This window comes from Mycobacterium colombiense, assembly GCF_003284975.1.
Classification (GTDB): Bacteria; Actinomycetota; Actinomycetes; order Mycobacteriales; family Mycobacteriaceae; genus Mycobacterium; species Mycobacterium europaeum_A.
The window spans coordinates 1-26,439 of record NZ_QMEU01000032.1 but is presented as its reverse complement, the minus strand read 5'-3'; the positions used below and the strand labels follow the sequence as shown (position 1 = coordinate 26,439).

Below are 26,439 nucleotides of genomic sequence, written 5' to 3'. Positions count from 1 at the left end.
AGCGTGCCAGGTCAACGCGCCAGTGAGAAGCCGTCCCATGCCATTCGGCGATGCGGGTGTGGATCGAACTCGACGCGGGACTTGCGGTCAAAGACCATCACGGCGCGGTCCTCGGCGGTGTAGAGCGGCCAGTCCTCCCCCGGCACGCCGGTCCGGCTGAAGGCGCGCCAGCGCCGTTGCACTTGATTGCTGACCCGCAACGCGGCCCGCCGGTCCGCCGCGGCGGTCAACAAGGCGCCGAATCTGGTGCGGTACACGTCGAAAACGGCGAGCAACTCGGTCGCGTGGGTGGCGCCGAAGCCCGACCAGCGCAGGGTGCGCGGCGCGTAGTCGTACCGGTAGAGGTAGGTCGGCGCGTGCGCGCCGTGGGCCTCCGCGATCTGCCAGGCCGCCGAGGCGAAGGCGAAGTCACCGCCGAGCTGGATGCAGGCCGCCCGCTCGGGGTAGTTGGGATATGCGGCGGTAATGCGTTCGCGGATAGCGGGTTCCGCTTCGGCCAGCAGTTCTTCGACCATCGTCTCGTTGGTCGGCAACATCGCCAGGAATCGGGTGAACAACCGGCCCTCTTCGGCATTCGTGCCCACGATCAGCGGTACCCGGTGGGCCTCACCGCGCCGCATCGCCTCGACCGGATCCAGCGGCAGGATGTCGTCACCGACGACGGGGCCAATCGGAAAGGCGCCCAGCCTGTTCTGCATGCCCTCGTCGATCAGCCGGTGCTGGGTTTTTACCAGTTGCGCCGCGGACGCCTGCATCAGGGCGTTGGCGGCGTCCTGCTTGCGCACCCCCAGCAGGTTGGCGAAGCGGTTCGCGAACTCCGCGGCGACCTCTTTCGACCGCACCAGACCCGAGGCCGGGCTTTCCGAGATGGCCCGGGCGAACAGGCCTTCGGCGGCGGGTACCGCCAGCAGCGAGGCGGTGATGCACGCGCCCGCGCTCTCGCCGAAGATGGTGACGTTGTCCGGATCGCCGCCGAATCCGGCGATGTTGTCCCGAACCCACTGCAGCGCCAGCACCAGATCGCGCAGATACAAGTTGCTGTCGATGGTGATCTCCGGCGTCGACAACGACGAAAAGTCCACACATCCCAGCGCGCCCAGGCGGTAGTTGACCGACACGTACACACATCCCCGGCGGGCCAGGGCCGCACCGTCGTACAGCGGTGTCGCCGAGCTGCCGAGGAAGTAGCCGCCGCCGTGGATGAACACCATGACAGGCAGCGGCCCCTCGGCCTCACCCTCGGGCGCCACGACATTGAGGGTGAGGCAGTCCTCGCTCATCGGCTGATAGCGGCCGCCCAGACCCGACATGCCGAGCAGGGTGTAGCGGCGCTGCTGGGGCGCGCAATTGCCGAAACCGTGACAGTGCCGAACACCCGACCACGGCTGGGCCGGCTGCGGCGCCCGGAAGCGCAGGCTGCCCACCGGTGGACGGGCATACGGGATAGACCGCCACCGATTGACCCCGTCGCGGGTGAAGCCTTCGACGGTGCCGATGGCCGTGCGTGCGCGGACAGTCCGGTCATGCATAACCCGACGGTAACCGACATGACGGCCGTAACGCGCGCGCAGCGCCTTATTTGCCCGGCGCGGCGGTTAGCCTGACTGAATGCGCAAAGCTGCGATGATCGCCGCGGCACTACTGGTCGCCGGGTGTTCCCACTCCACGGGCGGCCAGTCGGCGCCGAGCCCGAGCACCGCCCAGACATCCACCGGCGCCGGCACACCGGGAAGCAAAGCGCCGGGATCCACCAGTGCGCCGGGCGCCGGTGCGGCAATCTCCGACGTCATCGCCTGGATAGAGGCCGGCCGTCCCGCCGATCCCGGCCGCTTTCACACCGCCAGCCGCGACGGGGCCACCACGCCCCTGGGCGACGACATCGCGCTGGCCGCGGTGGCCGGCAAGGTCTCCTGCATGACCGATGCCAAGCACAGCGGCGGCGCACTGGCCTGCCTGGTGAATCTGACCAATCCGCCGCCGGCCCCCGCCACGGCCTATGGCCAGTGGCAAGGCGGTTGGATCAGCTTCGACGGGGTGAACCTGCAGGTCGGATCCGCCCGTGCCGATCCCGGCCCGTTCCTCAACGGCAACGGGCCGGAACTGGCGAACGGCGATTCGCTGTCGTTCGGTGACTACCGGTGCCGCGCCGAGCAGACCGGCCTGTACTGCGTGAACTATGCGCACCAGTCGGCGGCCAAGTTCAGCCCCGCGGGCATCGAGCCGTACGGCTGCCTGAAATCGGTCCCGCCGCCGGACGGTGTCGGCGCGGCCTTCAGCTGCTGAGGCCGCCGATGATGGTCGCGAAAAGCTCGCTCATTTCGTCACCGGGACCGCCCGGCACGGTGTAGCCGGCTTCGTCGCGAATTTCGTCCAGGTGGTCGCGGACGTCCTCGATCGACAGCCCGGGTCGGTAGAAGCCCTTTGTCCTGCCGATGAAGAACCGCGCGATGTGTCCCGCGCCCACCGTGTAGATCTCACCGGAGACCGGGCAATCCCGGTGCGCCAGGAAGGCGGCCACCGGAGCGACCTGCGCGGGGTCCAGTTTCTGAAGGTATTGGCCCACAAGGTCATCCATTACCGCCTGCGACGCCGCATCGCGTTCGACGGCTCGCTGGCCGGATGCCTCGTCGAGCGAATGCGTCAGCATCCGGGTATATGCGATGGGAGCGATGGCATTGACCTTGATGCCGTACGCGGCTCCTTCGGCGGCCAGCACGCGCGTAAGGTCCAGCAAACCCGCCTTGGCCGCGCCGTAGTTGCTCATCCGTTCGGCGCCAAGGATTCCCGCGGCCGAGCAGGTGTTGAGCACCCGGCCGTAGCGCTGTTCGCGCATCACTTGCCACGCGGGCCTCGTCACGTAGAACGCCCCCTTGAGGTGGACATCCACCAGGGGGTCGAGCCGATCGGCGGTCATGTCCTCGAACGGCACGTCGCCGACGATGCCCGCATTATTGATCACGATGTCCAGGCGCCCCCAGACCCGCAGGGCGGTGTCGATGATCGCCTGTGCGCCTTGCGGACTCGTCACGCTGTGGCTGTCCGCGACGGCCTCGCCGCCATGTTCGCGAATGGCACCCGCGACGGCCTCGGCCGCCTCGGCGTCCGAGCCGTCCCCGGTCACCGACCCGCCCTTGTCGTTGACCACGACGCGGGCTCCGCGCGCGGCCAAAAGCTGTGCGTATTCCCTGCCCAATCCGCCCGCGGCGCCGGTGACCACCGCCACCTGGTCGTCGAAGCGCAGCTCGCCGCCCATCGTCACCAGCTCACCGGAAGTTCTTTCATGCCATAGATATTGGCGTCTTTGAACCTCAGCTGCTCCGGCGGCACCGCCAGTCGCAACCCGGGCAGGCGCCGCGCCAGCGTGGCGAAGGCGACCTGCATCTCGACGCGGGCCAGGTTCGCCCCGATGCATTGATGCACGCCATATCCGAAGCCCAAGTGCCCGCGAGCGTTTCGGCCCGGGTCGAAGGATTCGGGGTGGTCGACGAATTCGGCGTCCCAGTTGCCGGCGAGCAGGCTCATGAGGACGAACTCCCCGGCGCGAATCAGTTGGCCACCGATCACCAGATCTTCGGTCGCGACGCGGTCGACCTGACTGTGCACGATGGACAGATAGCGCATCAGTTCTTCGACGACGTTCGCGATGACGGCCGGATCGTCGGTTTGTCCGAGCCGCTCGAACACCTCGGGATGTTCCAGCAGCGCAACCGTTCCCAGTGCGATCATGTTGGCCGTGGTTTCGTGGCCGGCCTGCATCATGATCACGCTGTTCATGGCCGTGGTGGTGTGGTCGAGCTGGCCTGTGGCCACGTATTCGGTGAGCAGGCGGCTGATCAAGTCGTCACCGGGTTCGCGCGCTTTGCGTTCCACCAGCTCCTCGATGTAGGCATACATCGCCCCGAACGCCTGGCCCTTCTCCTCGTCGGTGGACTTCTGGTCGAGCCCCTTGGTGGTGTTGTGCTGGAAGATGGCCAAGTCTTCGGGCGGCACCCCGAGCAGCAGGGCGATCACCATCGACGGCACGGGCAAGGCGAATTCACGCACCAGATCGGCCGGCGCACCGTTGTCGATCATCTGGCCGAGATAGTGGTCGACCATGTCCTGAATATGTGGCCGCATCGATTCACAACGCCTGAAGGTGAAGCTGCTCGTCATCATGCGCCGCAACCGATGATGCTCGGGATCGTCGGTCCGGGCGAACATCACGGCGACCTTGTTGTCGGCGTCGGTCGGCAGGATCGAGTCCGGAATGGTCTTTGCCGACAAGCGCGGATCGACCAACGCCGCCCTGATGTCCTGGTAGCGGCTGACCACCCAGACCGGGTTGCCGCCGAACATCGCCCGTCGCAGGCCGGGCTGTTCGCGCCACTGCGCAAACTCGGGCGGGGCCGCGAGCGGGCAGTGCGACGGCCGCGGGACGGGCAACACGGGAAGGCTTGCGTCAGGCCGGGATTCGGAGGCCTCCAAAGGTATTGCCATAACCAGTTTTCCGCTAAGTGTCAGTTGGCTGCCAGTTGTACGAGCCTAAAGCGGCGCGTACCGGCAGTCAACTGTCAGTTACGCTGTCACGATGACCGCGGTTGAAGACCGGCCGTTGCGGGCCGACGCGGCGCGCAACGTCGAGCGCATCCTGCGCGCGGCGCGCGAGGTCTACGGCGAATTGGGACCCGACGCTCCGGTGGAAGCGGTCGCGCGCCGTGCCGGCGTTGGTGAACGAACGCTCTACCGGAGATTTCCGGCAAAGGCGGACCTGGTACGCGCCGCCCTGGATCAAAGCATCGCCGAGGACCTCACGCCGGTGATCGACAGCGCCCGCCTGGCGAAGGACCCGTTGCGCGGTCTCACCCAACTGATCGAAGCGGCGATATCGCTGGGGGCGCGCGAGCACAGCCTGCTGACGGCCGCACGCCGCGCCGGCTCGCTCACGTCCGACATCTCGGTGTCGCTCAACGCGGCGCTCGGCGAACTCGCCCGCGCAGGCCAACGAGCCGGCAGCATCCGCGCCGACCTGGTCGCCGACGACCTTCCGCGCCTGATCGCGATGCTCTTCAGCGTGCTGTCGACCATGGACGCCGGCAGTGACGGCTGGCGGCGCTATGTCACCCTCGTCGTCGACGCGATATCGGTCAACGAACGACAGCCGCTGCCGCCGGCTGCCGCACTGCGCTACGAGCTGCAGCCGGACAGCTGGCCCTTGTGAACGACCGGCGGCTCAGCTACCCGGCAGTCCGGCTTTGACCGCGGCATCCTGTTTACGGGCGAGATCGAGCAAGACATCGGCCGGCGTGGGATTGCCGATCACACAGTCGGACTCCAGGTCGACCATGGCCCTGCCCTCGACGAACACCGCCTCGGAGATCTCCATCGGGTTGGCCGGGTCGGTTCCCTGACCGATCACCATGAACCCGTTGGTGCCGACGTCGATGGGCTGCTGCTGGCCGTTGACCTTCTTTCCGACGACGTCGCGCATGTTCGCCGCGGTCTGGCCGGCGGTGGCCGCATCGGGAAAGACCGCGATCGTGTCGATGATGGTGCGCTTGCCGTCGGGGTTCTTGAAAACCTGTCCCACGCCGGTGATGCCGCTGGGATTCTGGCTCGGTGGGCCGTCGGCGGTGGCATTGGGGCCAACGTCGCCGGGCTTGATCAGTAGGTTGCTGTAGTCCGCCGGGGCTCCCGGTGCCGCACTGGGCGAAGGGCTCGATGTACTAGCCGAGCCGGACGACGAGGCCGAACCCGATGACCCCGTCGAGCTTTTGTCCCCGCCGCAACCGGCCACCGTGGCGCCGATCAACAGGGCGGCGGCCGTCAGGCCGAGCGCGGACGTCCGCACCGTATTCATGGGCCTCTCCTTGGTGAACTCAGTTATTTGTATCCCTTCCCGCGCGCGGAGGCAGCGAGAACACGCAAATCCGCACGCCGACCGAAAGTTCGCCTGGCTGCCCAGCCTATGGCCTCGCGCCGATTTCTAGTTGATGGTCACTCCCGCATCGACCTTGAACTGCAGCCCCGTCACGTACCTGGACTCATCCGACAGCAGGAACAGCACCGCGTTGCTGACGTCGACGGGCTCGACGGCCGGCGTGGGCATCGCATTGACGAAGATGGGGATCAGGTCGGACCGTTGCTCGCCCAAGAGCGGTCCGAACGACGGTGGAACCATCCCGGTGGGAACACCGGTGGGAAGCACGGTGTTGACGCGCACGTTCTGCGCCGCCAGTTCGTTGGCCAAGGCCAGCGTCAAACCGACGACGCCGTGCTTGGCGGCCGTGTAGGGCGCCTGCAGTGGAAATCCCTTGATGGCGCCCGCGGAACTGACGTTGACCAGGCTGCCGCCGCCCTGGTCGAGCAGGTGGGGTATCGCCGCAGCGCAGGTGTTCCACACCCCGATCAGATTGACGTCGACCACCGTGCGCCACTGGTCGGCGGTGGTCTGGTCCCACGACGCCACCGTGAGCACGCCGGCATTGGCCACCGCGCCGTCGAGGCCGCCGAGTTCGCCGGCGCCGTCGTCGACTGCAGACCGCAGTTGCGCCTCGTTTCGGACGTCGACGATGCCGCTCACGCAGCGACGACCGAAACCCGTTACCAGTTCGACTGTTTCGGCCAGCTCGTCCTTCGTGGCCAAGGGATATTCGATCTCGGGCAGAGATTGGCATATGTCGAGCAGGATGAGGTCGGCGCCCTCCTGCGCTAGCCGCAGGGCGTGGCTGCGTCCCATGCCGCGGGCGGCGCCGGTAATCAGGATGCGTTTGCCGGCAACGCGTCCGGGGGCCGATGTCGTCAGGTCACTGCTCGTTCCACATCAGGCCACGCATCGTTGCGGAGAGCGGAATATCCTCCACCCCGATCAACCCCTGGGGCGCCCGGCATACCCAATCGATCGCGTTGACGGCCCGGCCGGCCGTCGAGATGCAGCCGGCATCAGTGGAGTCGAAAAGCGGGTGCGACACGTGGGTGTTGATTTCGACCCGCGGTTCCCCATCCACGACGACCCGATGAACCCCGGTGTGGCCGTCGGGCGGGAACTCCCAGTCGGGCGCCGCCGCCTCGGTGAGCCTGGTGACGTGCTCGAGCGTGATGACCGGCCGCCCGTCGCGCACCCCCTCGGTGGCGAACCGCACCGCGGCCATCTGCCCCGGTTCGACCGTCATCATCGTGCAGTCGATTCGTTCTGGCGTGTACCAGGGTTCGCAGCGCTGGCGCACATCCTCGAGCTTGATGTCGAGGTTGTCCGCCAGGCTGCGGACCTGACCTCCCCACATCGACACGATCACCCCGGGCAGAAACATCATCGGCGAATCGTCATCGGGAGTTGAGCCGAAACCCATTGCTGCACCGGTGAATTCGGCGTCGTCGTAGTTCCCGTAGTCGAAGATCTCCTGCACGGTGATCGAGTCGATCCGGGTGGTCAGGCTGGCCGCGGAGTGCACCAGCGTATCGCCGGAGAAGCCCGGATCGATGCCATTGACATAAAGCGAGGCGTCGCCGGCCGCGCAGGCACGCTCCAGGGGCTCGCGCAACCAGTCGTCGGCGTGGCGCGGGGTGACCAGCCAGACCATCGACGTACCGACGACGTTGGTGCCGGCCGTCAGGAACTTGGCCATCTGGTCGATGGCCTCCATCGGCCGAGTCTCCCCTTGGGACGTGTAAACGACGCAGTCGGCGCCGAGGGCGACCAGGGCGTCGATGTCGTTCGTGGCGATGACGCCGGTCGGTTCGTCCAGTCCGCACAGCTGCGCCGCATCCTGGCCGACCTTCTGGCTGCTGGCGGCGTGCACGCCGACCAGCTCGAGATCGGGTCTGCCGATGATGGCCCGCAACGAATGCCGGCCCACGTTACCGGTGGAGAATTGAATGACCCTGCGCATGGCTACCCTCGTCCTTCCGGCGGTGGGTGATGACCCATCATGACGCGTTCAATCGCGGCGCAGGTCAGTAATCGGGTATCGGCAGTGGTGAATTGTTCGAGTCGATGCCGCCATCGACGTGGAACGTCGCATTGGTCGCATAGCAGTCTCGGGTGGACAGGTACACCGCGAGCCGCCCGAGATCCTCGACATCGCCCAGCCGATGCAGCGGCGTGGCCTCCTGCATCTTCTCCAGTGAGCCGGGCATCAGATCCAGGCTGCCCTTCAGGCCGTCGGTGGCGAAGGACCCCAGGGCGATGGCGTTGACGCGAATCTTCGGGGCGAGTTCCTGTGCCATGGCGCGGGTGAGCGCTTCCAGGCCGCCCTTGGCCACGCAATAGGCGGTCAGCGCCCGTATGCCGAAACGCGCCGAGCCCGAAGAGATATTGATGATGGAACCGTGTCCGGCGCTGAGCATGTGGGGCGCCACAAGCTGACTCATGATGAACGCCGACGTCACACACCAGTCGAAGGTGTGCCGGAAGTCTTCGTCGGTGATGTCGAGGAATCGCGCGTAGGTCGACCCGCCGACGTTGTTGACCAGAATGTCGATGCGGCCGAGGCGCTCCACGGCCGTGCTGACCACCCGCTCTGAATCCGGACGACTCATCGCGTCCGCGACGAGCGCCAACCCCGTGCCACCGGCGGCCTCGATACCCTCAATCGTGCCAACGATATCCGCCTCGGTCCGCGCGGTCCCGACCACGGTGGCGCCCGCCTCCGCCAGCACCCGGGCGATGCCCGCCCCCACACCCTTGCCGGCTCCGGTGACGATCGCGACCTGTCCGTCCAGCCTGAACTGCTCCAACGCCATGCCGGCTCCTCCGATGTGCGGTGTGGTGCGCGTTCAATCTATGAATATTGCTGACTAAAGTCAACGAATCGCGAGAGAAGATATCCGTCAAGGTGGGTGGCACCTGACAATGACAAGTTGTGCAAGCGTTTTTGGACGACACACGGCATACTGGTTGGGTTAGCCTCGAAAACCTGGCAGGAGTCAGGTCAACGGTGAGGAAAGCAATGGCTGTGACGGACCGGCTGTCGGCACGAGAAGCTAAGCGCCTGCAGACGCGGGAGCGACTGATGGGCGCCGCGATCGGCGAGTTCGCCCGCGCCGGGATGGCCGAGGCCGACGTGGGGGCCATAGTGGCCGCCGCAGGCGTGGCCCACGGGACTTTCTTCTTCCACTTCCCCACCAAAGAGCATGTGCTGCTGGAGCTGGAGCGCCGCGAAGAGGACCGAATCGCCAAGCAGTTCGCGCAATTCCTGAAGTCCAAACACGACCTCGCTGCGGCATTGAACGAGGCGGTCCGGTTGGTCGTCGGATTGGAACGCCGCCTGGGCGATCGGCTCTTCAATGACTTTCTCGCGCTGCACTTCTCCCAAACCCGCCCGCAGACCGAAGACGGCAGGGATCACCCACTGATCGTCTTGGTCGCCCGGGAGATCGCGCAGGCCCAGGAACGCGGCGAGATCGATGCCGAGGTCACTCCGATGAACAGTGCGGTGTTCTTCTTGCTGGGCCTGTACGCGCTGTTGATCACCACCAACCACTGGCCGACCGGTCACACGCTGCTGGAAGACTACGTCGAAAGGACGTTGCGAAGCTTGAAACCCTGACCCGCCGGGTCAGGGCCGTATTACGCCACGCAGCGGCATCAGTCCGAGTTCCGTGTGGGACATGAACCCCGGCGGAGCGTCGCAGACCGCGGGAATGGCGTTCGCCGGCCCCATCGCGGTCCAGGTATAGCCGGGCAGCGCGTAGCCGCCATCCGGGTCCTGCGCCCCCTGCAGGATCAGCTCGGTGGACGAGTCGCCCTCGATCACTATGCGGTAGTGGTAATGCTGAGGCCAATCCTCCTGCGGCTCAACGGCATCGAAGGTGTCCATCGTGTATATCTCATGAAAGATCACGAGGGGCTTGCCCTCCACCCACGCCGTCCACTTGTGATGCTGGCGAGCGACCGTGCCCTTCTTGATCACGCCCTTGAAGCCTGGCATGTCGCTGGTCTCTCCCCCTTCGAAGGGAATGTCGCGCGTGGCGTGCCCCAGCTCCACCTCAGTCGTGTATCTCTCGACCGTCTTGCCCATCCCCTCCACCACCATCGCCATCGACTGTGCGAACAATGGCCACGCCTGTCCCAACAGATTCGGGCCGTCCTCGAACCCGGCCGGATCGCTACCCATCCCCATCTCATACAGGTACTTCAGCGTGTCCCGACCGAAATTCACCACCTCGTAGATGTGAATGGTGTCGATCTGACTGACGATCCGGGCCAGCGTCAGCACGAGTAGATCTCCGGCGAAGCCGGGATTGACACCACCCGCATGAAACGACGTCCCACCCTCATGGCAGGCGGCATCGATCTTGTCGATGTCCGCCTTGCTGTGTTCGGTTCGGTACCACCAGGCGCCGCCGGACGCGACGACGTTCTTGCCCCCGCGCAGTAGGCGGCACACCTCATCGGGGTCAGACCATAGCGGCGCATAGAACACGCAATCGGCGTCGAGTGCCTCGATGGCGGCCTTATCGGTGGTCGCCCTGACCCCGGTCGGCGCTTTGCCGCAGAGCTCACCGGCGTCCTTGCCCACCTTCTCCGGACGATTGCACAGCACCCCGACCAATTCATAGGCAGGGTTGTGCACGAAATGACGGAGCGCAATCGTACCGACATTCCCTACGCCCCACTGGATTACGCGATACTTCTTCTCGGCCGGCGGCTTGGGCGTCATTGCTACTCCTTTGCATACACCGACAGCGCCAATACGGGCGAACCGTTTCCGCCGTCGGCACACGAGGCCGCAACGGCTGAGCGCTCGCTGAGCGTAGGCGCCCGGTGAAAGCTGTGTCAACGACCAGCAGCTGACTTTTGTCAGTGATATCCCGGTGTGCGTTATTAACGGAAGGTATCCCACCGTAGACAGATCGACCCGTTACGCCGAACAATTACAGCCCCCGAGGCCGTCGGCGCCGTGCAGGACCGGCCGACTTCACCGAAACGCGACCCACATCTTATGCTGACTACAGTCAGCCTGTTATATTGCACAGGCCGATTGGAATAGCAGACGGGGAGGGTTCGTGAATCTGCCGAGGCTGCATCCGCGCAATGCCGGCAGTGAAGGCACCACCGCCGGCTCAACCAGCGCTGCCCCAACGGGTCTGACCATCGACGAACATTCTCAACGGTCACAGCTCGCGCAACGTCAGGCCGACAAATGGCTCATCTCCGGCAGTCTGCTGATCGGCACCGCCGCCCTGGGCATCTTCGGCTTACCGCTGTTTCTCTGGGGTGTGCGATTGCTGCGCCGGGCCCAGCGCGACGGCCTCTCCGTTCGGCCGATGCTGGTCACGTTGCTCGGCTATCTCGTCATCATCGACGCCGCCATCAACACCGTCGGATGGGCCCTTGACCTGGTGGCTAACCACACCATCCTGGCCCGGGTGTTGCTCAACGGGTGGGGCAACATGTTCGACGCCGGCTACTTCTGGCACTACAACGAGCTGTGGGTGGGCGGCGCGGCCGGACCGGGCGAAAAGGCCCTGGAAGTCGGGCTCATCCTGACCGTCTTCACCATGCGCATCGCGGCGGCCATCGGTTTTCTGCAGATGAAACGCTGGGGCCATCAGTGGATGGTCGTCACCTGCTGGATGGGTGTGGTCATCTGGATCACCTACGTCTTCAACATGACCATGTTCGCCGACGTGCGCTTCGCCGGCGTGGTGCTGCCCGTCGTCGGTTGGTGGCTCTACGACATCTTCTACATCACCCCGTTCCTGGCCATCCCCTACCTGCACACCGTCAACCGCGAACTCTTCTCCGATTGACATGAGCGAGCCGAAATCCACTACGCCACCGAGGAAGTCACATCATGGGCTATCTATGGGAAATCCTTCGCTATGTCGCCGCCTGGGGCGGCACCGGACTGATCATCTGGTTCTGGTACTGGCTGTTCTCCAACATCGGCACGTTCTGAACCGCGGACCGGGCAGCCGGAACACGCGGGATTCAGCCCATGATTGACCAGTCCGACGGTCACGCGATGGCGCTGGAGCGGGGTTGCTCCGTCACGGCGGTCGCGCTCAGCGACCAACGGCGCGAAGGCGTGCGGCTGGTCACCGGGGAACGTCGGTGCTTCGGCCTGAACGCGGCGTTGAAGTTCGTTCACGTCCCCTACCCCGCCCCCCAACTTTCAGGGCCCGACTGGACGCGCCGAACCCTGACATGCGGCGTGGCCCTGCAATGTTCGCCATCGAAAGAACGCGTCACCGAATATCGCCTCAACGAGCTCTCGGCCCGGGAACTGCGTGCGCTCACCCTCGTTGAGGCCGGCGTCGCCCTCGGCTGGATCGCGTCACGGTGGCCGGGACTGCTCCCCGAGGTCCGTCGACTACTTCCTGAGGTCCGCACCGAGGCCGGCGACATGGCCGCCGTGGAAATGCTCAATCGCGCAATGGCATTGGCGGCCACGAGCCAGGAATTGACGATTCACCCACTGCTGGGGTCGTTGCCGCTGGCGTACACGGCGCCGCACGGATTGGCCGACAAATTGCGGCGCAGCTTCGGCAGGATGCCCTGGACCACAACGCAGAAGCGGTTGCCGCGGCCGTACTCGGTTCCGGTCGGCGGCGACGGAGGAGTCCGCAACCCCAACCTGCCGCCGCCGAGCCGGCCGCAAGACAACGATCTCGACGTCACGCCGGAACACCGGCCCGGCATTCCCTATCCAGAATGGAACATGTGGACAAAGCGATTCATGCGTGACCATGTCGCCGTCATCGAGCATTCCGACGGCCGGCACGCCCGCCGGCCGGTGCCGGTGGCCGTCGACGTGCGTAAGTGGTTCGAGGAACACACCCACCGCGCGATGACCAACCGCCTCGAAGACGGCTCCGACCTCGATGTCGACCAATACGTCAATCACTACATCGATCTGGCGACCGGCGAGGCGAAGGAGCCGAAGGTGTTCCGCGATCTGCTGCCCAGCAGCCGCGACGTCACCACCGCCTTGCTGCTCGACGGCAGTTCGTCGCTGGGGGTGCACGGCGGCCGCGTGTTCCAGCTGGAGTTGTCCTGTGCCGATGCGCTTTCCCGCGCCATGACGCTGGCACGCGAGCGCCACGGTGTCTTCGTATTCACCGGCAACACCCGTCATCGAGTCGAAGTCCGCTGCCTGAAGGACTTCGACGACCGCCGATTCGTACCGCCAAGCGGGCTGGGTTTGTCCACCCGCGGATACACCAGACTCGGTGCGCCACTTCGCCATCTGACGAGCCGCCTGCTGGCGCAGGCCTCCGAACGCCGCCTGCTGATCGTCATCGGTGACGGCCTGATCTCCGATGAGGGCTACGAGGGCCGGTATGCCTGGGCTGACGCCGCGCACGCCGTCGAGGAGGCCAACGAGGCCGGGGTGTCGATGTACTACGTGGGCGTGGGACCGACCCGCGTCGATCCCCTCCCCGAGGTGTTCGGACCCCGCCGGTCGCAACGGATCCGGCGCATCGAGGAGCTGCCCCGGGTACTGGCCCATGTCCATCGCGAACTGGTCACGGCATGAACGCGACCCGCTGAGGAAGAGATGACCACCGAAACATATTTCGCCAACGGCAACGAAGTTCAGCTGTTCGAGCAGGCGTTTCACCGGCACATCCCGGTGATGCTCACCGGCCCAACCGGCTGCGGCAAGACCCGGTTCGTCGAGCACATGGGCTCACTGCTGCAGCGGCCCGTGGTGACCATCAGCTGCCACGACGACCTCACCAGCTCCGATCTCGTCGGCCGCTTCATGGTGACCGGCGGCGACGTCGTCTGGACCGATGGCCCGCTGACCCGGGCGGTCAAAGCCGGCGCGATCTGCTACCTGGACGAGGTGGTCGAGGCGCGCCATGACTCCTTGGCGATCCTGCATTCACTCACCGATCACCGGCGGTCGCTGTATCTCGATCGCGCGGGTGAGGTGGTGAAAGCGCCCGGAGAGTTCATGCTGGTGTGTTCGTATAACCCGGCCTATCGCAGCTCGCTCAAGGAGCTCAAACCGTCGTTTCGCCAGCGGTTCGCGACGCTGGCAATGCAATATCTGCCGCCCGACCGGGAAGCCGAGGTGATCGTCGCCGAATCCGGAATTCCGTTGGCCACGGCGCGGCGGCTGGTCGGATGCGCGGTCGCGATCCGCACCGCAGACCAAGCCTTCCACTTCGAGCCGCCCTCGACCAGGGTGCTGGTCACCGCTGCCCACCTGATCGCCGCTGGCGCAACGGAATTGGATGCGGCCGACGCGTGCATACTCGCGCCACTGAGCACCGACGGCGCCGTCACCGACGGCCTTCGAGAAGTCGCGGCTGCCAGCCTGGGCGCCGCAGACGCATCGAGCAGTTCTTAGGAAGGAGCAATCGGCATGGACCGACAAGAGCAGAAACGCAAGAGGGCGCTCATCGTCTTCCAGATCTTCATCTACGGCTACCTGCTGGCCATGTTCGGCGTCCAGCTGTACATGTCGTTCGCGCGGGGGTGGTGGGACCTGTGAGTCTTGATGCCGCGCAGACGAATTCGGTAGGACTCGCAGATCATCACGACGAATCCCGCCGGGCTCAGCGCCGCGCCGACAAGTGGATGATCGTGGGCGCCGCCCTGATGGGCATGTGGGCGCCGGGCCTGATCGGGTTTCCCATCTTCATGCGTGGGGTGTGGCTGCAACGCCAAGCCCTGCGCGACGGCCTGTCGGTCCGGCCGATGATCGTGACCCTGATCGGCTATCTCACCCTGATCGACGGCATGCTCAACAGCCTGGGCTGGGCCCTGGACCTGGTCGCCAACCACACCCTGATCAACCGGGTGCTGATGGTGGGCTGGGGCAACATGTTCGACGCCGGCTATTTCTGGCATTACAACGAGCTGTGGATCGGGGGCGCCGCCGGGCCGGGCGAGAAGGCCTACGTGGCAGGCCTGATCCTGACGGTGTTCTCCATGCGGGTGGCCGCCGCGATCGGCTTCTTGCAGATGAAGCGCTGGGGCCACCAGTGGATGGTTGTCACCTGCTGGATGGGCGTGGTGATCTGGTCGGCCTATGTATTCAACATGACGATGTTCGCCGACGTGCGCTACGCCGGCGTCGTGTTCCCGGTCATCGGCTGGTGGCTCTACGACATCTTTTACATCACCCCCTTCCTCGCGATTCCGTACCTGCACACCGTCAATCGAGAAATCTTCTCCGACTAAAGGAGCCGTGCCATGACCGCACCGTCTACCACCGACGACAAAGACCCGGCCGCCGGCCTCGAGCCCGGCACCACGCCGTACTACGCCCGCATGCACAAATGGATCAAGCGCGCCGTGCTGGTGTGCCTGGTAGCGCTGGTGATCGAAGGCGCCTTCACGTTGCCGTTCATGGCGGTCTACTACGGATACCCGACCCTGAGCCTCACCCAGATCTGCAGCGAGCTACTGAAGATCCGTTACTCCAACGACACTTTGGAGTGCAAGTACCCCTACCCGCCGTTCGGGCCGCCCGAGGGCGCCGAGGGCAAAGCCACCGCGCAGGACGTGTGGGGCATCCAGCCGATACCGAAGTATCACCGGCTGGGGTTTCGCGAACTCGTCAAGATCCACAACGACAGGCTGGCCCGGCAAGCCCAGGCGGCGCCGCACCCATGAACGGACTGAACCGTTGATCCATCGGGTCGTTCAGTGGACGACGGGCAACGTCGGCAAGAGTTCGGTCAAGGCCATAGTTGCCAACCCGACGCTCGAGCTCGTCGGTTGCTACGCCTGGTCGCCGGAGAAGTCCGGACGTGATGTCGGCGAGCTGTGCGGGATCGAACCGCTGAATGTCATGGCTACCAACGATATCGATTCGCTGCTCGCGCTTGAGCCGGACTGTGTGGTCTACAACCCGATGTTCGCCGACGTCGACGAGCTGGTCCGCATCCTTCGCGCGGGCATCAATGTGGTGGGCACCGCCGAGTTCATCACCGGCCACTTCCTGGGCGCGGGGCGGGAGCGCATCGCCGAGGCGTGCACAGCGGGCGGAGCGAGCATCTTCGGCACCGGCATCAACCCCGGCTTCATCCAACTGTTCACCATCGTGTCGGCCGGGTTGTCCGATCGGGTGGACAAGGTGTCGGTACTGGAATCCTTCGACACCACGATCTACAACTCGCCAACGACCGAAATCCCTATGGGCTTCGGCTATGCCATCGACCGGCCGGACTTACCGGCTATCACCAAGAAGGGATCTGGCATCTTTCGCGACGGTGTGTTGCTGCTCGCCGATGCGCTCGGCGTCGAGCTCGACGAAGTCCGTTGTGAGGCCGAGTACGCCCAGACCACCGAGGATCTGCACCTACCCGGGGACTGGACCATCGCGAAGGGTTGCGTCGCAGGCATCCATGTTCGCTGGAAGGGAATTCTGGCGGGTCGCGAGGTCATCGAAATCGGCGGGCAATGGCGCAAGGGGCAAGCGCTGGAACCGGATTGGCCGCTTGATATGGGCTACACCGTCGAGGTACAGGGCCGACCGACGATCAAGACCACGCTGAGCTTCCTGCCGCCACCGGACTTCGTCGGCGAAACGTTGGACGACTACATCATGCTGGGGCTCACCATCACCGCGATGCCGGCGATCACCGCGATTCCCACCGTCGTCGCCGCCCCTCCCGGGATCGTCACCTATAACGACCTGCCGCTGCTGCTGCCGCGTGGGGTGCTGCGCGCCGATTCTCGATAGGAAGACCCAGATGCCTGAAGAACCCGCACTTCATCACGTTGTGTTCGCCGTGTCGCCGGAGCGACATGCCGTGGCGGCGCAAATGTTCGGCGATCTCGGATTCGTGTTCGAGACCCTGCAGCTGACCGAGCTCGGCCTCGATATTCACCTCGACTGGAATCGGGGCATTGAACTGATCAGCCCGATCCCCGGGTCGACCGGCGAGGTCGCCGTCTCGGTCAGCGACTTCCTCGAGCGTCACGGCGACGGCGTGTTCACCGTGGTGATCGGAGTTCCGGAAGCCGCCACGGCCGACGCGGTCGCCGAGCGTTACGGCGCGACAACGCGATTCCGGCAACACATGGAGGGCGAGGGCACTTATCTCGACGAAAACGACGTGTCGATCCTGGGACTGCCACTGACTTTCCTAGCAACCAACATCCCGTGATTGGAGACGTCATGGCTGGTTTCGGTGCTGATCCAAGTACTGCCAAAGCGCTACCGGCCGAGCTGATTTCGCCTAAGGAGGCACGATGACCGTCGATACGGCAGCACCGAGCGTCTTCGACGCCGACCTCCCGACGCTGCACTACGACATCACGGACACCGTGCACGAGGTCGCCCCGCGCATCCACGAGGTGCGCAGGCGGTCGCCGATGGCCATCGGGCCGCTGGGACCCGAGGTGCTCGGCTACGAACTCGCCCGCGGGATACTTCGCGATCCCCGGTTCGTTTTCCCGCCCGGCATGCACATGACCGCTCGCGGGATAACGTCCGGCCCGCTCTATGAACGGGTCCTTGGCACCATCCTGGGCATGGAAGGCGCGGAACACCGACGGCTGCGCGGCCTGGTGTCCAAGGCCTTCACGCCGCGGGCGTCGGCGCGCATGGAAGACACCATCGACACGGTGATCAACGAGTTGATCGACCAGGTCGCCGGTGCGGGCCGATGCGATTTCGTCACCGAAATCGCCCGGCCGTACCCGATCCCGATCATCTGCGCGCTGTTGGGCGCGCCCCCCGAGGACTGGGAGCAGTTCTCCCTGTGGGCCGAGGACATTTTCAAAATCGTCAGGTTCGACTCCGACCTGGCGAACGAGCAGCACATCGTGATGCGGGCCTGGGACGAGTTCGACGCCTATATCGACGACATGATCACCGAGCGGCGGGGCCGGTTGACCGACGACTTGATCTCCGAACTGATCCGCGCCCATGACGACGGCGACCGGCTGAGCAACGCGGAGATGCGCATGCTGGCGTTCAGCATTCTGTCCGCCGGCACCGACACCACCCGCAACCAACTGGCCGCGTGCATGCACGCGCTGTGTGACCATCCCGATCAACTGGCGATGCTGCGCGACGATTCCGGCCTCGCGATGCAAGCCGTCGAGGAATGCATGCGCCATTCGCCGGCGGTCTGCACCACCCTGCGCACCGTCCTCGACGACGTCACGTTCGCGGAGTACACGTTTCCGGCCGGCACCTTCATTTCAGTGAATACCTTTGCGGCCAACTGCGATCCGGAGGTCTATCCGTACCCGGACCGGTTCGACATCACCCGCGAGGAGCCGCCGCCGATTTTGACGTTCGGCGGCGGCGCCCATTATTGCCTGGGCGCCAATCTCGCCCGAACCGAACTCGCCGGGGCCCTCAAAGTCATCGCCCGGCGCATGACCAATCCGCGCCGCGTGGCAAGGGCACGCTGGAAACCGATGCTGGGATTGAGCGGCCCGGTGGAGCTGGAGATGGAGTTCGACTAACTCAGCGCGTCGTCCGCGGCCAGCCCGAGCACGTGGATCTCGCCAGTGGTGCCGTCGACCTCCACCATGGCACCCTGCGGCAGTGCCTTGGTGGCACCCTGGACGTCGACGACACACGGGAACCCGAATTCGCGGGCCACCACCGCGGCGTGCGACATCGGACCGCCGAGTTCGGTCACGACGGCGGCGGCGTAGCAGAACGCAGCGGTGTACCCGACGTCGGTGACCTCTGCGACAAGGATCTCACCGGGTTGTAGGTCGTCGATGGTCTCGGGCCGCACGATCCGCACCCGGCCGCGCACCCGACCCCCGCAAACGCCGACGCCACGCAACGTGTCCCCGCTGGCCAGCGCGTCCGATGAGGTCGCGGTCGGCTGCCAGCTACCGCTGAATACCGTCGGCGGCGCCACCGCGACCAGCCGACGTTGTTCGGCCCGGCGCCGGGCCACCAGCGCGCCGACATCCGCGGGGAGCGCGTCGAGTTCGTCGACGAGCAGATAGAAGACGTCGTCGGCGGCGGTAAAGAGCCCGGCCTCGACCGACCGGCGTCCATATTCGCGAAGCAGCGTGCGTAGCACCCAGTTGGCCCGTACCACCTTGTCGCGGCGGACCTCACGGTCGCGCAGCTGCTGGGTGGCCAGAGCCGCAACGGGCTTGGCGTGCAACGGGATCCGGGGCCGCTGCGGCTGCGGCGCGGACGGCGCGCTCATCGCCCTGGTCACCATCCGCACCAGCAACTCGGGATCGTCGGCGTAGCTGGTGGACCGCATCTCGAGCTCGGCCGGACCACGGTGGCCGATGAGCGCCAGCTCGTCGCGCAGGGCGGCATGGAATTCCGGCGCCTCGACGGCAAGCTTGTCCAGCCGGTCGCCCGGCTCGGCCAGCAGCGCCGTGACTTTCGGATCGCGCTGAGCGGCGACTACCAACCGCTGCATCGCCTCGACGGAACGCGCGCTGACCAATTCCGGTCCGCCGGGCGCGGCGATCTCGCGCCCGCACAAACCACGCAACAGCACGTTGAACGCCGCGCACAGCAGGAACGAGCCTGCCGCCAGCACCCAGCCGTGCACCACCTGGTCACGCGCCAGTGAGATCAGGCTCAGCAGCCGACGATCGTCGAGCCCGGCGAGGTCACCGTCGGCCAGACGTTCCAGGCGATCGACGTCGGCGACGAACTCGCGGGTGTCCAGCGGCGCGCCGGCGGACAGGCCGATCAGGTTGACACCGAACACCCCGATGTTGCGGATGGTCCGGAACTGCCTGCGAATTCGGCCGGTGCCGGAGTGCGGATGCTCCTCACTGAAGATCGGCAGGGCGGCCATGCTCGGGCCGAAGAACCCGCTGTTGCTCACCACCGTCGTGGGCTTGACGAAAGGCACCGTCTCGGCCATGAAGTGCGCGGTCGTGATGGCGCCGTAGAGCCGGTGGGCGAACACCGCGACCATGCGCATTGCGATTTCGCGCTGGATCGTCCCGCCGGGCCGCAACCGCTCGGCGACGCACACGGCGCTGGCCCGCAGTCCGCGAACCGTCGCCGACGCCGACGCCGGCGAAAACGGGCCGGGCAGCGCCTCAGACAGATTCGTGGCCAGGAAGGTGGGAAAACGCGGGTCGATCGGCGTGTCGAATTCGCCGTTATCCCCCTCCGCGCCCGCCCAAATGGGCTTTACGCCGTCGCCGCTCGGCGCGTCCACCGACGGGAGGTCCTGGATGTTGGCCAGCCGCCACGGCAGCGATATCACCCGAGCGCCCACGGCCACCCGGCCGCGCACCGCCAGCGCGAAATCCTGGACGCATTCGCCCGATTCCCACGCCGGCCGGAATGACCATTCGCCTGTCAGCCGCGAGGTGTCCATGAGCGGGTTCCCCCGCACCAGTCGCAACTCAGCGGGCTCGAGGCCCAGGCGCACGACCGGGCGGCGCAGCGCGGCGGCGAGTTGCCGGAAGGTCAGGCCGCCCGAAGCGGCCAGATTCACCGGCCCGGCGGGGATTTCGGCATCGACGATCGCCCGGTTGAACAGCCGGAGCGCGTCGTCGAGGTGGACGACCTGCATACCGCGATCGGCCGACCGGTGGGGGAACGCCGGTAATGCCAGCAGGCGGCGCACCCAGTTGTCGACGCTTCGCCCTAGGATCAGCGCGGAACGGATCGCGACCCATTCCGCGCCCGATTCCGCGAGCAGTTGTTCCACTTCGGCCTTGAGCCGGCCCTCGGCGCCGACCGGGGCCGTGGCGTCGTCTTCGGCCTTCAGTCCTTGTCCCCCGCCGTACACATGGGCCGACGACGCGAAAACGATTCTCCTGGAACCGGTCTCGGCCATCGCGTCGAGCACGTTGCGGGTGCCACCGATGTTGACCTGGTCGTCGTGTCCGGAACCTCTCGCCCACGCGAAGTGGGCTACGACGTCCGCGCCGGCCAGGGCGCGTCGGACGGCATCGGCGTCGCGGATGTCCGCCGCGACGAAATCCGCTGCGCTCGGCCAACTTTCAGGTCGGTGACGGGCGATCCCTGCCACGTCGTGGCCTTGGCTGAGCAGCCGAGTGGCGAGGCCGCGGCCGAGCACGCCGCTGGCCCCCGTGACCGCGATTCTCACGTCATGCCTACTCGTCGTCGTCGTCGCGCAATGCCGCGTTGACCAGAGCGTCGAGGTCCATGTCCGCGATGTCCTTTTCGGTGGTCACCGCGGCGGCCTGCGCGGCGCCCTCGGCCTCGCTCGCCAACGCCAGCAGCAGCTCCAGCACGCCGGCCTGCCGAAGGCGCTTGACCGGAATGGACCCCACGACGCGTTGAATCTCGGCTTCACCCGGCGCGGCCGCCGCCGCGGCTTGATCGGACGATCCGACCAGTTCGCGGTACATATAGCCGGCCAGCGCGGCGGAGTTCGGGTAGTCGAAGATCAGCGTCGGTGAAAGCGCCAGCCCGGTCGCGGCTTTGAGCCGGTTGCGCATCTCGACGGCGGTCAACGAGTCGAAACCGAGTTCCTGGAACGCCCGGTCCGGGTGGATCGCCTCCGGGCTGGAGCTGCCCAGCACGGTGGCGATATTGGCCCGCACCAGATCCAGCAGCACCGCCTGCTGCTCGTCCTCCGGCAGACCCTCGAGGCGTTGCAGCAGAGCGGATTTCGACTTGGCGGCGGCCAACGAGTCATCGACCTGACGCCGCGTCGGGGCGTTGATCAGATCGACGAACATCGGTGGCAAGGTGCCGCCATCGAACTTGACCCGCAACGCCGCGAGGTCGATGTGGGCAGGCAACATGAACGGCTGGTCGACGATGAGCGCGGTGTCCATCAGCTCCAGCGCCTGGTCCGACGACATGGCGACGATCCCGTCACGCCCGAACCGCGCGCGGTCGGCGGCACCCAGGCCACCGGTCATGGCGCTGGCCTGATCCCACAGACCCCAGCCCAGCGAGATCGCCGGCAGCCCGTGCGCCCGCCGGTGGGCGGCCAATCCGTCGAGGAACGAGTTGCCGGCCGCGTAGTTGGCCTGCCCCGACGCGCCCGCGAGCCCCGCGATCGACGAAAACATCACGAAGGCACCGACGTCCAGGTCGCGGGTCAACTCGTGCAGGTTCCACGCCGCGTCGACCTTGGACCGCAACACCGACTCGATCCGGTCGGGGGTCAGCGACGTCACGACCGCGTCGTGTAAGACGCCGGCGGCATGGATCACCCCGGTCAGCGGATGCTGCATCGGGATTTCGGCGATCACCTTGGCCAGGGCCTCGCGATCGGCGGCATCGCAGGCCACCGTCTCCACGTGCGCACCGGCCGCGCTCAACTCGGCGACCAGCTCCGCGGCACCCGGTGCATCCAGGCCGCGGCGGCTGACCAGCACCAGATTCCGCGCGCCGTGGCGGGTCACCACGTGTCGCGCGACCGCCGAACCGGCCATGCCGGTGGCGCCGGTGATCAGCACCGTGCCGGCCGTCCACGCGTCCGGCATGGTCATCACGACCTTGCCGACGTGGCGGGCCTGACTCAGGTAGCGCAGCGCCGCGGGCGCGCGTCGCACGTCAAACCTGGTCACCGGCAACGGCCGTAGCACATCCTCGCCGAACATGGCCGCCAGCTCGTCGAGCATCTGGGCGATGCGATCCGGCCCCGCCTCGAACAGGTCGAAGGCGCGGTAGCGCACCCCCGGGTGGTCTCGGACGACGACCTCGGGATCGCGGATGTCGGTCTTGCCCATCTCCAAGAAGACCCCGCCGGGTTTCATCAAGCGCAGGGACGCGTCGACGAAATCACCGGACAGCGAGTCCAGGACGATATCCATGCCGGCCATACCGGTGACCGCCCGGAACTTCTCCTCGAATTCCAGGCTGCGCGAGTCGGCGATGTGGTCATCGTCAAAGCCCATGTCGCGCAACGTGTCCCACTTGCCGCGGCTGGCGGTCGCGAACACCTCCAGGCCGATGTGCCGGGCCAGTTGCACCGCGGCCATACCCACCCCACCGGCGGCGGCGTGCACCAGCACCCGCTGACCGGGCTTGGCGCCAGCCAGGTCCACCAGCGCGTAGTTCGCCGTGGCGAACACCACCGACGCCGTCGCGGCGGCGGTGGGTGACCAGCCGGGCGGCACCTTGACGAGCAGGCGCTGGTCGGTCTTGGCGATGGTCCCGGTTCCGTCCGGGAACAGCCCCATGACGCGGTCGCCGACGGCGAAACGCCCGTCGGGCGCGGCGGTTTCGATCACCACACCGGACGCCTCGATGCCCATGGTGGCCTCGGGGTCGGGATAGAGGCCCAGCGCGATCATGACGTCGCGGAAGTTGGCCGCGATGGCCGACAGCGCGACGCGCACCTGACCGGGGCCCAACGGCGCATCGGCGTCGGGAATGCGCTCTATCCGCAGATTTTCGATGGTGCCGTAGCTGCTCATGCCGAGTCGCCACGGTCCCTCGTCCGGGGGCAGTAGCAGGCCGCCGACGGCGCGGCTGCCGAGCACTCGGGCGGTGTAGACCGCGCCGTTGCGCAGTATCGCCTGCGGCTCGCCGAGCGCCAGCACCGCTGCTATCGCGTCGGAGTCCAGCGGGGCGTCCGTGTCGACGAGCACGATTCGTCCCGGGTGCTCGGTCTGCGCCGACCGCACCAGCCCCCAGACCGCCGCGCCGGCCAGATCGGTGACGTCCTCCCCCGGCAGCGTCATCGCGCCCCGGGTCGCCACCACCAGGGTGCCTGCGCCGTCGCGGGACAACCACGACTGCAGCACGGGCAGCACCGCGCGCGTCGCCGCGTACACCTCGGTGACCACGTCGCCGGACACCGGCACCGATTCGAACAGCACCGCCGAGCGCTCGGTCGAAAGGTCATCCAATTCCACTGCGCCCCAAGTGGACACCGATACCTGCTGCGTCGCCGACGGCGGTTGAGCGGACCAGATGACCTCGAAGAGCCGGTCCGGTCCCGAATTCGTTACGGCGGCCAGCAACTGCTTGTCGGTGACCGGGCGGGCCACCATCGACGCCACCGAGAGCACCGGTAGCCCCAGCCCGTCGGCCAGTTCGATCGACACCGCGGACGGGCTCACCGGCACGATCCGCGCGCGCACTGCTCCCGCCCCCGCGGCGTGCAGCGACACCTGCTGCCAGGAGAACGGAACCAACATCGAGCCTTCGGGCAGTTCGTTGTTGTCGGACGCCAACATGACCGCGTGCAGCGCCGCGTCGAGCATCGCCGGGTGGACGCCGAACCCGGCCGGCGATACCCCGGCGTCGGCGGGCAGCGCCACCTCGGCGAAGACCTCGTCACCGCGGCGCCACATCGATGTCAGGCCGCGGAACGCGGGCCCGTAGGCGTAACCCCGCTCGGCCAGTTGCTCATATCCGTCGCCGACATCCACCGGGACCGCACCCACCGGCGGCCACGCCGACAGGTCCGCGCCCGGCTGCACCGAGCCCGCCCGCAGCACACCCTCGGCGTGCAACGACCAACCCGAGCCCGCTTCGGCGCGCGAAAAGACCGAGACGGCACGGGCGCCCGAGTCGTCCGGGCCGCCGACGACGACCTGGACCGCGACCGATCCGCCGGTCGGCAACACCAGCGGCGCGGCCAGATTCAGCTCGTCGATCACCGCGCAGCCCACCTCGTCGCCGGCGCGGATCGCCAGCTCGACGAATCCCGCGCCGGGGAACAACACGACACCGCCGACGGCGTGATCGGTCAACCAGCCCTGCGTGCCGGGCGACAGCCGGCCGGTCAGCACCACTCCGCCGGTGGCCGGCAGTTCCACCACCGCGCCCAGCAGGGCGTGTTCGCCGGCCGCCAGGCCCAGGCCCGCGGCGTCGGCCGGGGTGTCGTCGGCGGCGAGCCAAAAGCGGCGCCGGTCAAAGGCATACGTGGGCAGGTCGACCAGATTCGCGTCGCCCAGCGCACCGCGCCAGTCCACGTCCATCCCGGCGACGAATCCCTGCGCGACGGCGTTGACCAGGGCGACCGGCTCCGGTCGATCCTTGCGCAACGCGGACATCGTCGTCACCTGGCCCGCCGCAGGGTCTATGGCCAGCGATTCTTCGATCGACGCCGTCAGGCCGCTGCTCGGCCCGACCTCGAGGAAACGGTTCGCGCCCGCCGAGCGCACGAACCGCACGCTGTCGGCGAACCGCACCGCCTCGCGCACGTGCCGCTTCCAGTACGCGGGCGATGCGAAGTCGTCACCGGCCGGCTGACCGGTCACGTTGGACACGATCGGGATGGTCGGCTTGCCGACGGCCAATCCGGCCGCGACGGTGCCGAATTCGTCGATCATGGGATCCATCAGCGGGGAGTGGAACGCGTGCGAAACCGAGAGCCGATGCACTCGGTGGCCGTCTGCGCGGAGCCGGTCCGCGATCGCGATCACCGCTTCTTCGGCGCCCGAAATCACCACCGAGGTCGGCCCGTTGACCGCGGCGATGCCGACGCCGGCTTGGTCGGAGGACGCCAGCAGCGGCCGCACCTCGTCTTCGGTGGCCTGCACCGCGACCATCGCGCCGCCTTCGGGCAGCGACTGCATGAATCGGCCACGTGCCGCGACCAGCACCGCGGCGTTCTCCAACGAGAGCACGCCTGCGACGTGGGCGGCCGCCAGCTCCCCGATCGAGTGGCCCATCACGAAGTCTGGTCGCACACCCCAGGATTCGAGCAGCCGGAACAGCGCGACTTCGACCGCGAACAGCGCGGGTTGCGCGAATTCGGTGCTGTTGAGCAGATTTTCGTCGTGCCCCCACATCACCTCGCGCAGCGGGCGAAGCAGGTGCTGGTCCAGTTCGGCCACGACGGTGTTGAACGCCTCGGCGAATACCGGATAGCCGGCGTGCAGTCCCATTCCCATGCCCAGCGTTTGGGAGCCCTGGCCCGGGAACACGAAGACCGTCTTGCCTGCAGTCACGGTGCCACGGATGACCGAACCGGCCAGGTCGTCGCCGGCAAGCTCGTCGAGCCCCGCCAGCAGCCGGTCGCGGTCGCCACCGACGACGACGGCCCGGTGCTCGAAAGCCGACCGACCCGCCAGCGACCACCCCACATCGGCGATGTCCACCTCCGGGTGGGCGCGCAGGTGGGTCACCAACCGAGCGGCCTGAGAGTGCAACGCGGACAGCGATTTCGCCGACACCGGCCAGGCCACCACCGGCGCCGTGGGCCCGTCCGCGGCGCGCGGCGGCTCGATCGGCACGGCCTCGACGATGACGTGCGCGTTGGTGCCGCTGATGCCGAACGACGACACGCCCGCCCGGCGCGGACGCTCGGCCGGCCAGGGTTGTGCCTCGGTCAGCAACGACACCGCACCCGCCGACCAGTCCACGTGCGGGCTCGGCTCATCGACATGCAGTGTGGCGGGCAACATCTCGTGGCGCATCGCTAGGACCATCTTGATGACGCCGGCCACCCCGGCGGCGGCCTGCGTATGGCCCATGTTCGACTTGATCGACCCCAGCCACAGAGGCTGTTTCCCGGGCTCGGCCCTCTCTTGCCCATAGGTCGCCAACAGCGCCTGAGCCTCGATCGGGTCACCCAACGTGGTCCCCGTGCCGTGCCCCTCGACGACGTCGACGTCGGCCGCCGACAAACCCGCGTTGGCCAGCGCGGCAC

22 protein-coding genes are annotated in these 26,439 nt (G+C 66.9%); 12 read left to right on the top strand and 10 right to left on the bottom strand.

The genetic code is table 11. From position 1 onward, the window contains the following. Positions 1–11 precede the first annotated feature (11 nt). Positions 12–1,529, bottom strand: coding sequence for a carboxylesterase/lipase family protein (locus DQP58_RS13095; RefSeq protein ID WP_112708794.1), 1,518 nt, complete (start codon positions 1,527–1,529; stop codon positions 12–14). A 79-nt stretch (positions 1,530–1,608) separates the two neighbouring features. Between DQP58_RS13095 and DQP58_RS13090 the strand changes: the two genes are divergently transcribed. Beyond that, a complete protein-coding gene (locus DQP58_RS13090) occupies positions 1,609–2,283 on the top strand; it encodes a hypothetical protein (RefSeq protein ID WP_205869416.1) in 675 nt (224 codons plus the stop codon). On the opposite strand, the gene DQP58_RS13085 is transcribed toward DQP58_RS13090, so the two are convergent. Both DQP58_RS13085 and DQP58_RS13080 read right to left on the bottom strand, forming a co-directional pair. Further along, on the bottom strand, positions 2,273–3,253 hold the full coding sequence (locus DQP58_RS13085) for an SDR family NAD(P)-dependent oxidoreductase (RefSeq protein ID WP_112708792.1): 981 nt from the start codon (positions 3,251–3,253) through the stop codon (positions 2,273–2,275). The two genes, DQP58_RS13090 and DQP58_RS13085, sit on opposite strands and share 11 nt — an antisense overlap. Positions 3,254–3,255: 2 nt before the next feature. Then, a complete protein-coding gene (locus DQP58_RS13080; protein ID WP_112708791.1) occupies positions 3,256–4,479 on the bottom strand; it encodes a cytochrome P450 in 1,224 nt (407 codons plus the stop codon). Between the two features lie 91 nt (positions 4,480–4,570). On the opposite strand from DQP58_RS13080, the gene DQP58_RS13075 reads away from it, so the two are divergent. After that, complete coding sequence (locus tag DQP58_RS13075; RefSeq protein ID WP_112708790.1) at positions 4,571–5,200, top strand: TetR/AcrR family transcriptional regulator; 630 nt, start codon at positions 4,571–4,573, stop codon at positions 5,198–5,200. A gap of 12 nt (positions 5,201–5,212) precedes the next feature. Here DQP58_RS13075 and DQP58_RS13070 read toward each other — a convergent pair whose 3' ends face one another. The 4 genes from DQP58_RS13070 to DQP58_RS13055 all read right to left on the bottom strand — a co-directional run bounded on the left by DQP58_RS13070 (position 5,213) and on the right by DQP58_RS13055 (position 8,721). Next, a complete protein-coding gene (locus tag DQP58_RS13070) occupies positions 5,213–5,839 on the bottom strand; it encodes a hypothetical protein (protein ID WP_112708789.1) in 627 nt (208 codons plus the stop codon). Between the two features lie 126 nt (positions 5,840–5,965). Further along, on the bottom strand, positions 5,966–6,784 hold the full coding sequence (locus DQP58_RS13065; RefSeq protein WP_112708788.1) for a mycofactocin-coupled SDR family oxidoreductase: 819 nt from the start codon (positions 6,782–6,784) through the stop codon (positions 5,966–5,968). A gap of 1 nt (position 6,785) precedes the next feature. Then, a complete protein-coding gene (locus DQP58_RS13060; RefSeq protein ID WP_112708787.1) occupies positions 6,786–7,868 on the bottom strand; it encodes an NAD(P)H-dependent amine dehydrogenase family protein in 1,083 nt (360 codons plus the stop codon). 64 nt (positions 7,869–7,932) lie between these two features. Further along, the gene (locus DQP58_RS13055) at positions 7,933–8,721 is read right to left on the bottom strand and encodes an SDR family NAD(P)-dependent oxidoreductase (protein ID WP_112708786.1); all 789 of its coding nucleotides are present in this window, start codon (positions 8,719–8,721) and stop codon (positions 7,933–7,935) included. A gap of 206 nt (positions 8,722–8,927) precedes the next feature. Here DQP58_RS13055 and DQP58_RS13050 point away from each other — a divergent pair, with 206 nt between their 5' ends. Continuing rightward, complete coding sequence (locus tag DQP58_RS13050) at positions 8,928–9,527, top strand: TetR/AcrR family transcriptional regulator (protein ID WP_112708785.1); 600 nt, start codon at positions 8,928–8,930, stop codon at positions 9,525–9,527. A 9-nt stretch (positions 9,528–9,536) separates the two neighbouring features. Here DQP58_RS13050 and DQP58_RS13045 read toward each other — a convergent pair whose 3' ends face one another. Continuing rightward, on the bottom strand, positions 9,537–10,640 hold the full coding sequence (locus DQP58_RS13045; protein ID WP_112708784.1) for an NAD(P)H-dependent amine dehydrogenase family protein: 1,104 nt from the start codon (positions 10,638–10,640) through the stop codon (positions 9,537–9,539). A gap of 346 nt (positions 10,641–10,986) precedes the next feature. Here DQP58_RS13045 and DQP58_RS13040 point away from each other — a divergent pair, with 346 nt between their 5' ends. The 9 genes from DQP58_RS13040 (at position 10,987) to DQP58_RS13005 (ending at position 18,367) form a co-directional block, all read left to right on the top strand. Continuing rightward, positions 10,987–11,733 carry a hypothetical protein gene (locus tag DQP58_RS13040; RefSeq protein WP_112708783.1) on the top strand — a complete coding sequence of 249 codons (747 nt, stop codon included), beginning with the start codon at positions 10,987–10,989 and terminating at the stop codon, positions 11,731–11,733. Between the two features lie 188 nt (positions 11,734–11,921). Further along, positions 11,922–13,463, top strand: coding sequence for a nitric oxide reductase activation protein NorD (locus tag DQP58_RS13035; RefSeq protein WP_112708782.1), 1,542 nt, complete (start codon positions 11,922–11,924; stop codon positions 13,461–13,463). A gap of 21 nt (positions 13,464–13,484) precedes the next feature. After that, the gene (locus tag DQP58_RS13030; RefSeq protein ID WP_112708781.1) at positions 13,485–14,285 is read left to right on the top strand and encodes a CbbQ/NirQ/NorQ/GpvN family protein; all 801 of its coding nucleotides are present in this window, start codon (positions 13,485–13,487) and stop codon (positions 14,283–14,285) included. Between the two features lie 15 nt (positions 14,286–14,300). After that, positions 14,301–14,429, top strand: a complete 129-nt coding sequence (locus DQP58_RS27405; RefSeq protein ID WP_011724800.1) for a hypothetical protein — start codon at positions 14,301–14,303, stop codon at positions 14,427–14,429. Further along, positions 14,426–15,121: a hypothetical protein gene (locus tag DQP58_RS13025; RefSeq protein ID WP_112708780.1), complete on the top strand. Its 696-nt coding sequence runs from the start codon at positions 14,426–14,428 to the stop codon at positions 15,119–15,121. Before DQP58_RS27405 ends, DQP58_RS13025 begins: the two co-directional genes overlap by 4 nt. A 12-nt stretch (positions 15,122–15,133) precedes the next feature. Then, positions 15,134–15,556, top strand: a complete 423-nt coding sequence (locus tag DQP58_RS13020) for a hypothetical protein (RefSeq protein WP_066869672.1) — start codon at positions 15,134–15,136, stop codon at positions 15,554–15,556. Between the two features lie 13 nt (positions 15,557–15,569). Continuing rightward, positions 15,570–16,628 (top strand): NAD(P)H-dependent amine dehydrogenase family protein, encoded by a 1,059-nt coding sequence (locus DQP58_RS13015; RefSeq protein WP_112708779.1) that lies wholly within the window; start codon positions 15,570–15,572, stop codon positions 16,626–16,628. A gap of 10 nt (positions 16,629–16,638) precedes the next feature. Further along, a complete protein-coding gene (locus DQP58_RS13010) occupies positions 16,639–17,055 on the top strand; it encodes a hypothetical protein (RefSeq protein ID WP_165827860.1) in 417 nt (138 codons plus the stop codon). Between the two features lie 85 nt (positions 17,056–17,140). After that, positions 17,141–18,367, top strand: coding sequence for a cytochrome P450 (locus DQP58_RS13005; protein WP_112708778.1), 1,227 nt, complete (start codon positions 17,141–17,143; stop codon positions 18,365–18,367). Here DQP58_RS13005 and DQP58_RS13000 read toward each other — a convergent pair. Continuing rightward, positions 18,364–20,961 carry a sugar epimerase family protein gene (locus DQP58_RS13000; RefSeq protein WP_112708777.1) on the bottom strand — a complete coding sequence of 866 codons (2,598 nt, stop codon included), beginning with the start codon at positions 20,959–20,961 and terminating at the stop codon, positions 18,364–18,366. The genes DQP58_RS13005 and DQP58_RS13000 overlap by 4 nt on opposite strands. 7 nt (positions 20,962–20,968) lie before the next feature. Beyond that, positions 20,969–26,439: type I polyketide synthase (locus DQP58_RS12995; RefSeq protein WP_114149354.1), on the bottom strand; the 5,471-nt coding region annotated here is incomplete at its 5' end.

Coding starts and splice junctions, on each gene's coding strand:
- DQP58_RS13095 (WP_112708794.1), bottom strand. CDS start 1,529: ATGCATGACCGGACTGTCCGCGCACGCACGGCCATCGGCACCGTCGAA.
- DQP58_RS13090 (WP_205869416.1), top strand. CDS start 1,609: ATGCGCAAAGCTGCGATGATCGCCGCGGCACTACTGGTCGCCGGGTGT.
- DQP58_RS13085 (WP_112708792.1), bottom strand. CDS start 3,253: ATGGGCGGCGAGCTGCGCTTCGACGACCAGGTGGCGGTGGTCACCGGC.
- DQP58_RS13080 (WP_112708791.1), bottom strand. CDS start 4,479: ATGGCAATACCTTTGGAGGCCTCCGAATCCCGGCCTGACGCAAGCCTT.
- DQP58_RS13075 (WP_112708790.1), top strand. CDS start 4,571: ATGACCGCGGTTGAAGACCGGCCGTTGCGGGCCGACGCGGCGCGCAAC.
- DQP58_RS13070 (WP_112708789.1), bottom strand. CDS start 5,839: ATGAATACGGTGCGGACGTCCGCGCTCGGCCTGACGGCCGCCGCCCTG.
- DQP58_RS13060 (WP_112708787.1), bottom strand. CDS start 7,868: ATGCGCAGGGTCATTCAATTCTCCACCGGTAACGTGGGCCGGCATTCG.
- DQP58_RS13055 (WP_112708786.1), bottom strand. CDS start 8,721: ATGGCGTTGGAGCAGTTCAGGCTGGACGGACAGGTCGCGATCGTCACC.
- DQP58_RS13050 (WP_112708785.1), top strand. CDS start 8,928: ATGGCTGTGACGGACCGGCTGTCGGCACGAGAAGCTAAGCGCCTGCAG.
- DQP58_RS13045 (WP_112708784.1), bottom strand. CDS start 10,640: ATGACGCCCAAGCCGCCGGCCGAGAAGAAGTATCGCGTAATCCAGTGG.
- DQP58_RS13035 (WP_112708782.1), top strand. CDS start 11,922: ATGATTGACCAGTCCGACGGTCACGCGATGGCGCTGGAGCGGGGTTGC.
- DQP58_RS13030 (WP_112708781.1), top strand. CDS start 13,485: ATGACCACCGAAACATATTTCGCCAACGGCAACGAAGTTCAGCTGTTC.
- DQP58_RS27405 (WP_011724800.1), top strand. CDS start 14,301: ATGGACCGACAAGAGCAGAAACGCAAGAGGGCGCTCATCGTCTTCCAG.
- DQP58_RS13020 (WP_066869672.1), top strand. CDS start 15,134: ATGACCGCACCGTCTACCACCGACGACAAAGACCCGGCCGCCGGCCTC.
- DQP58_RS13010 (WP_165827860.1), top strand. CDS start 16,639: ATGCCTGAAGAACCCGCACTTCATCACGTTGTGTTCGCCGTGTCGCCG.
- DQP58_RS13005 (WP_112708778.1), top strand. CDS start 17,141: ATGACCGTCGATACGGCAGCACCGAGCGTCTTCGACGCCGACCTCCCG.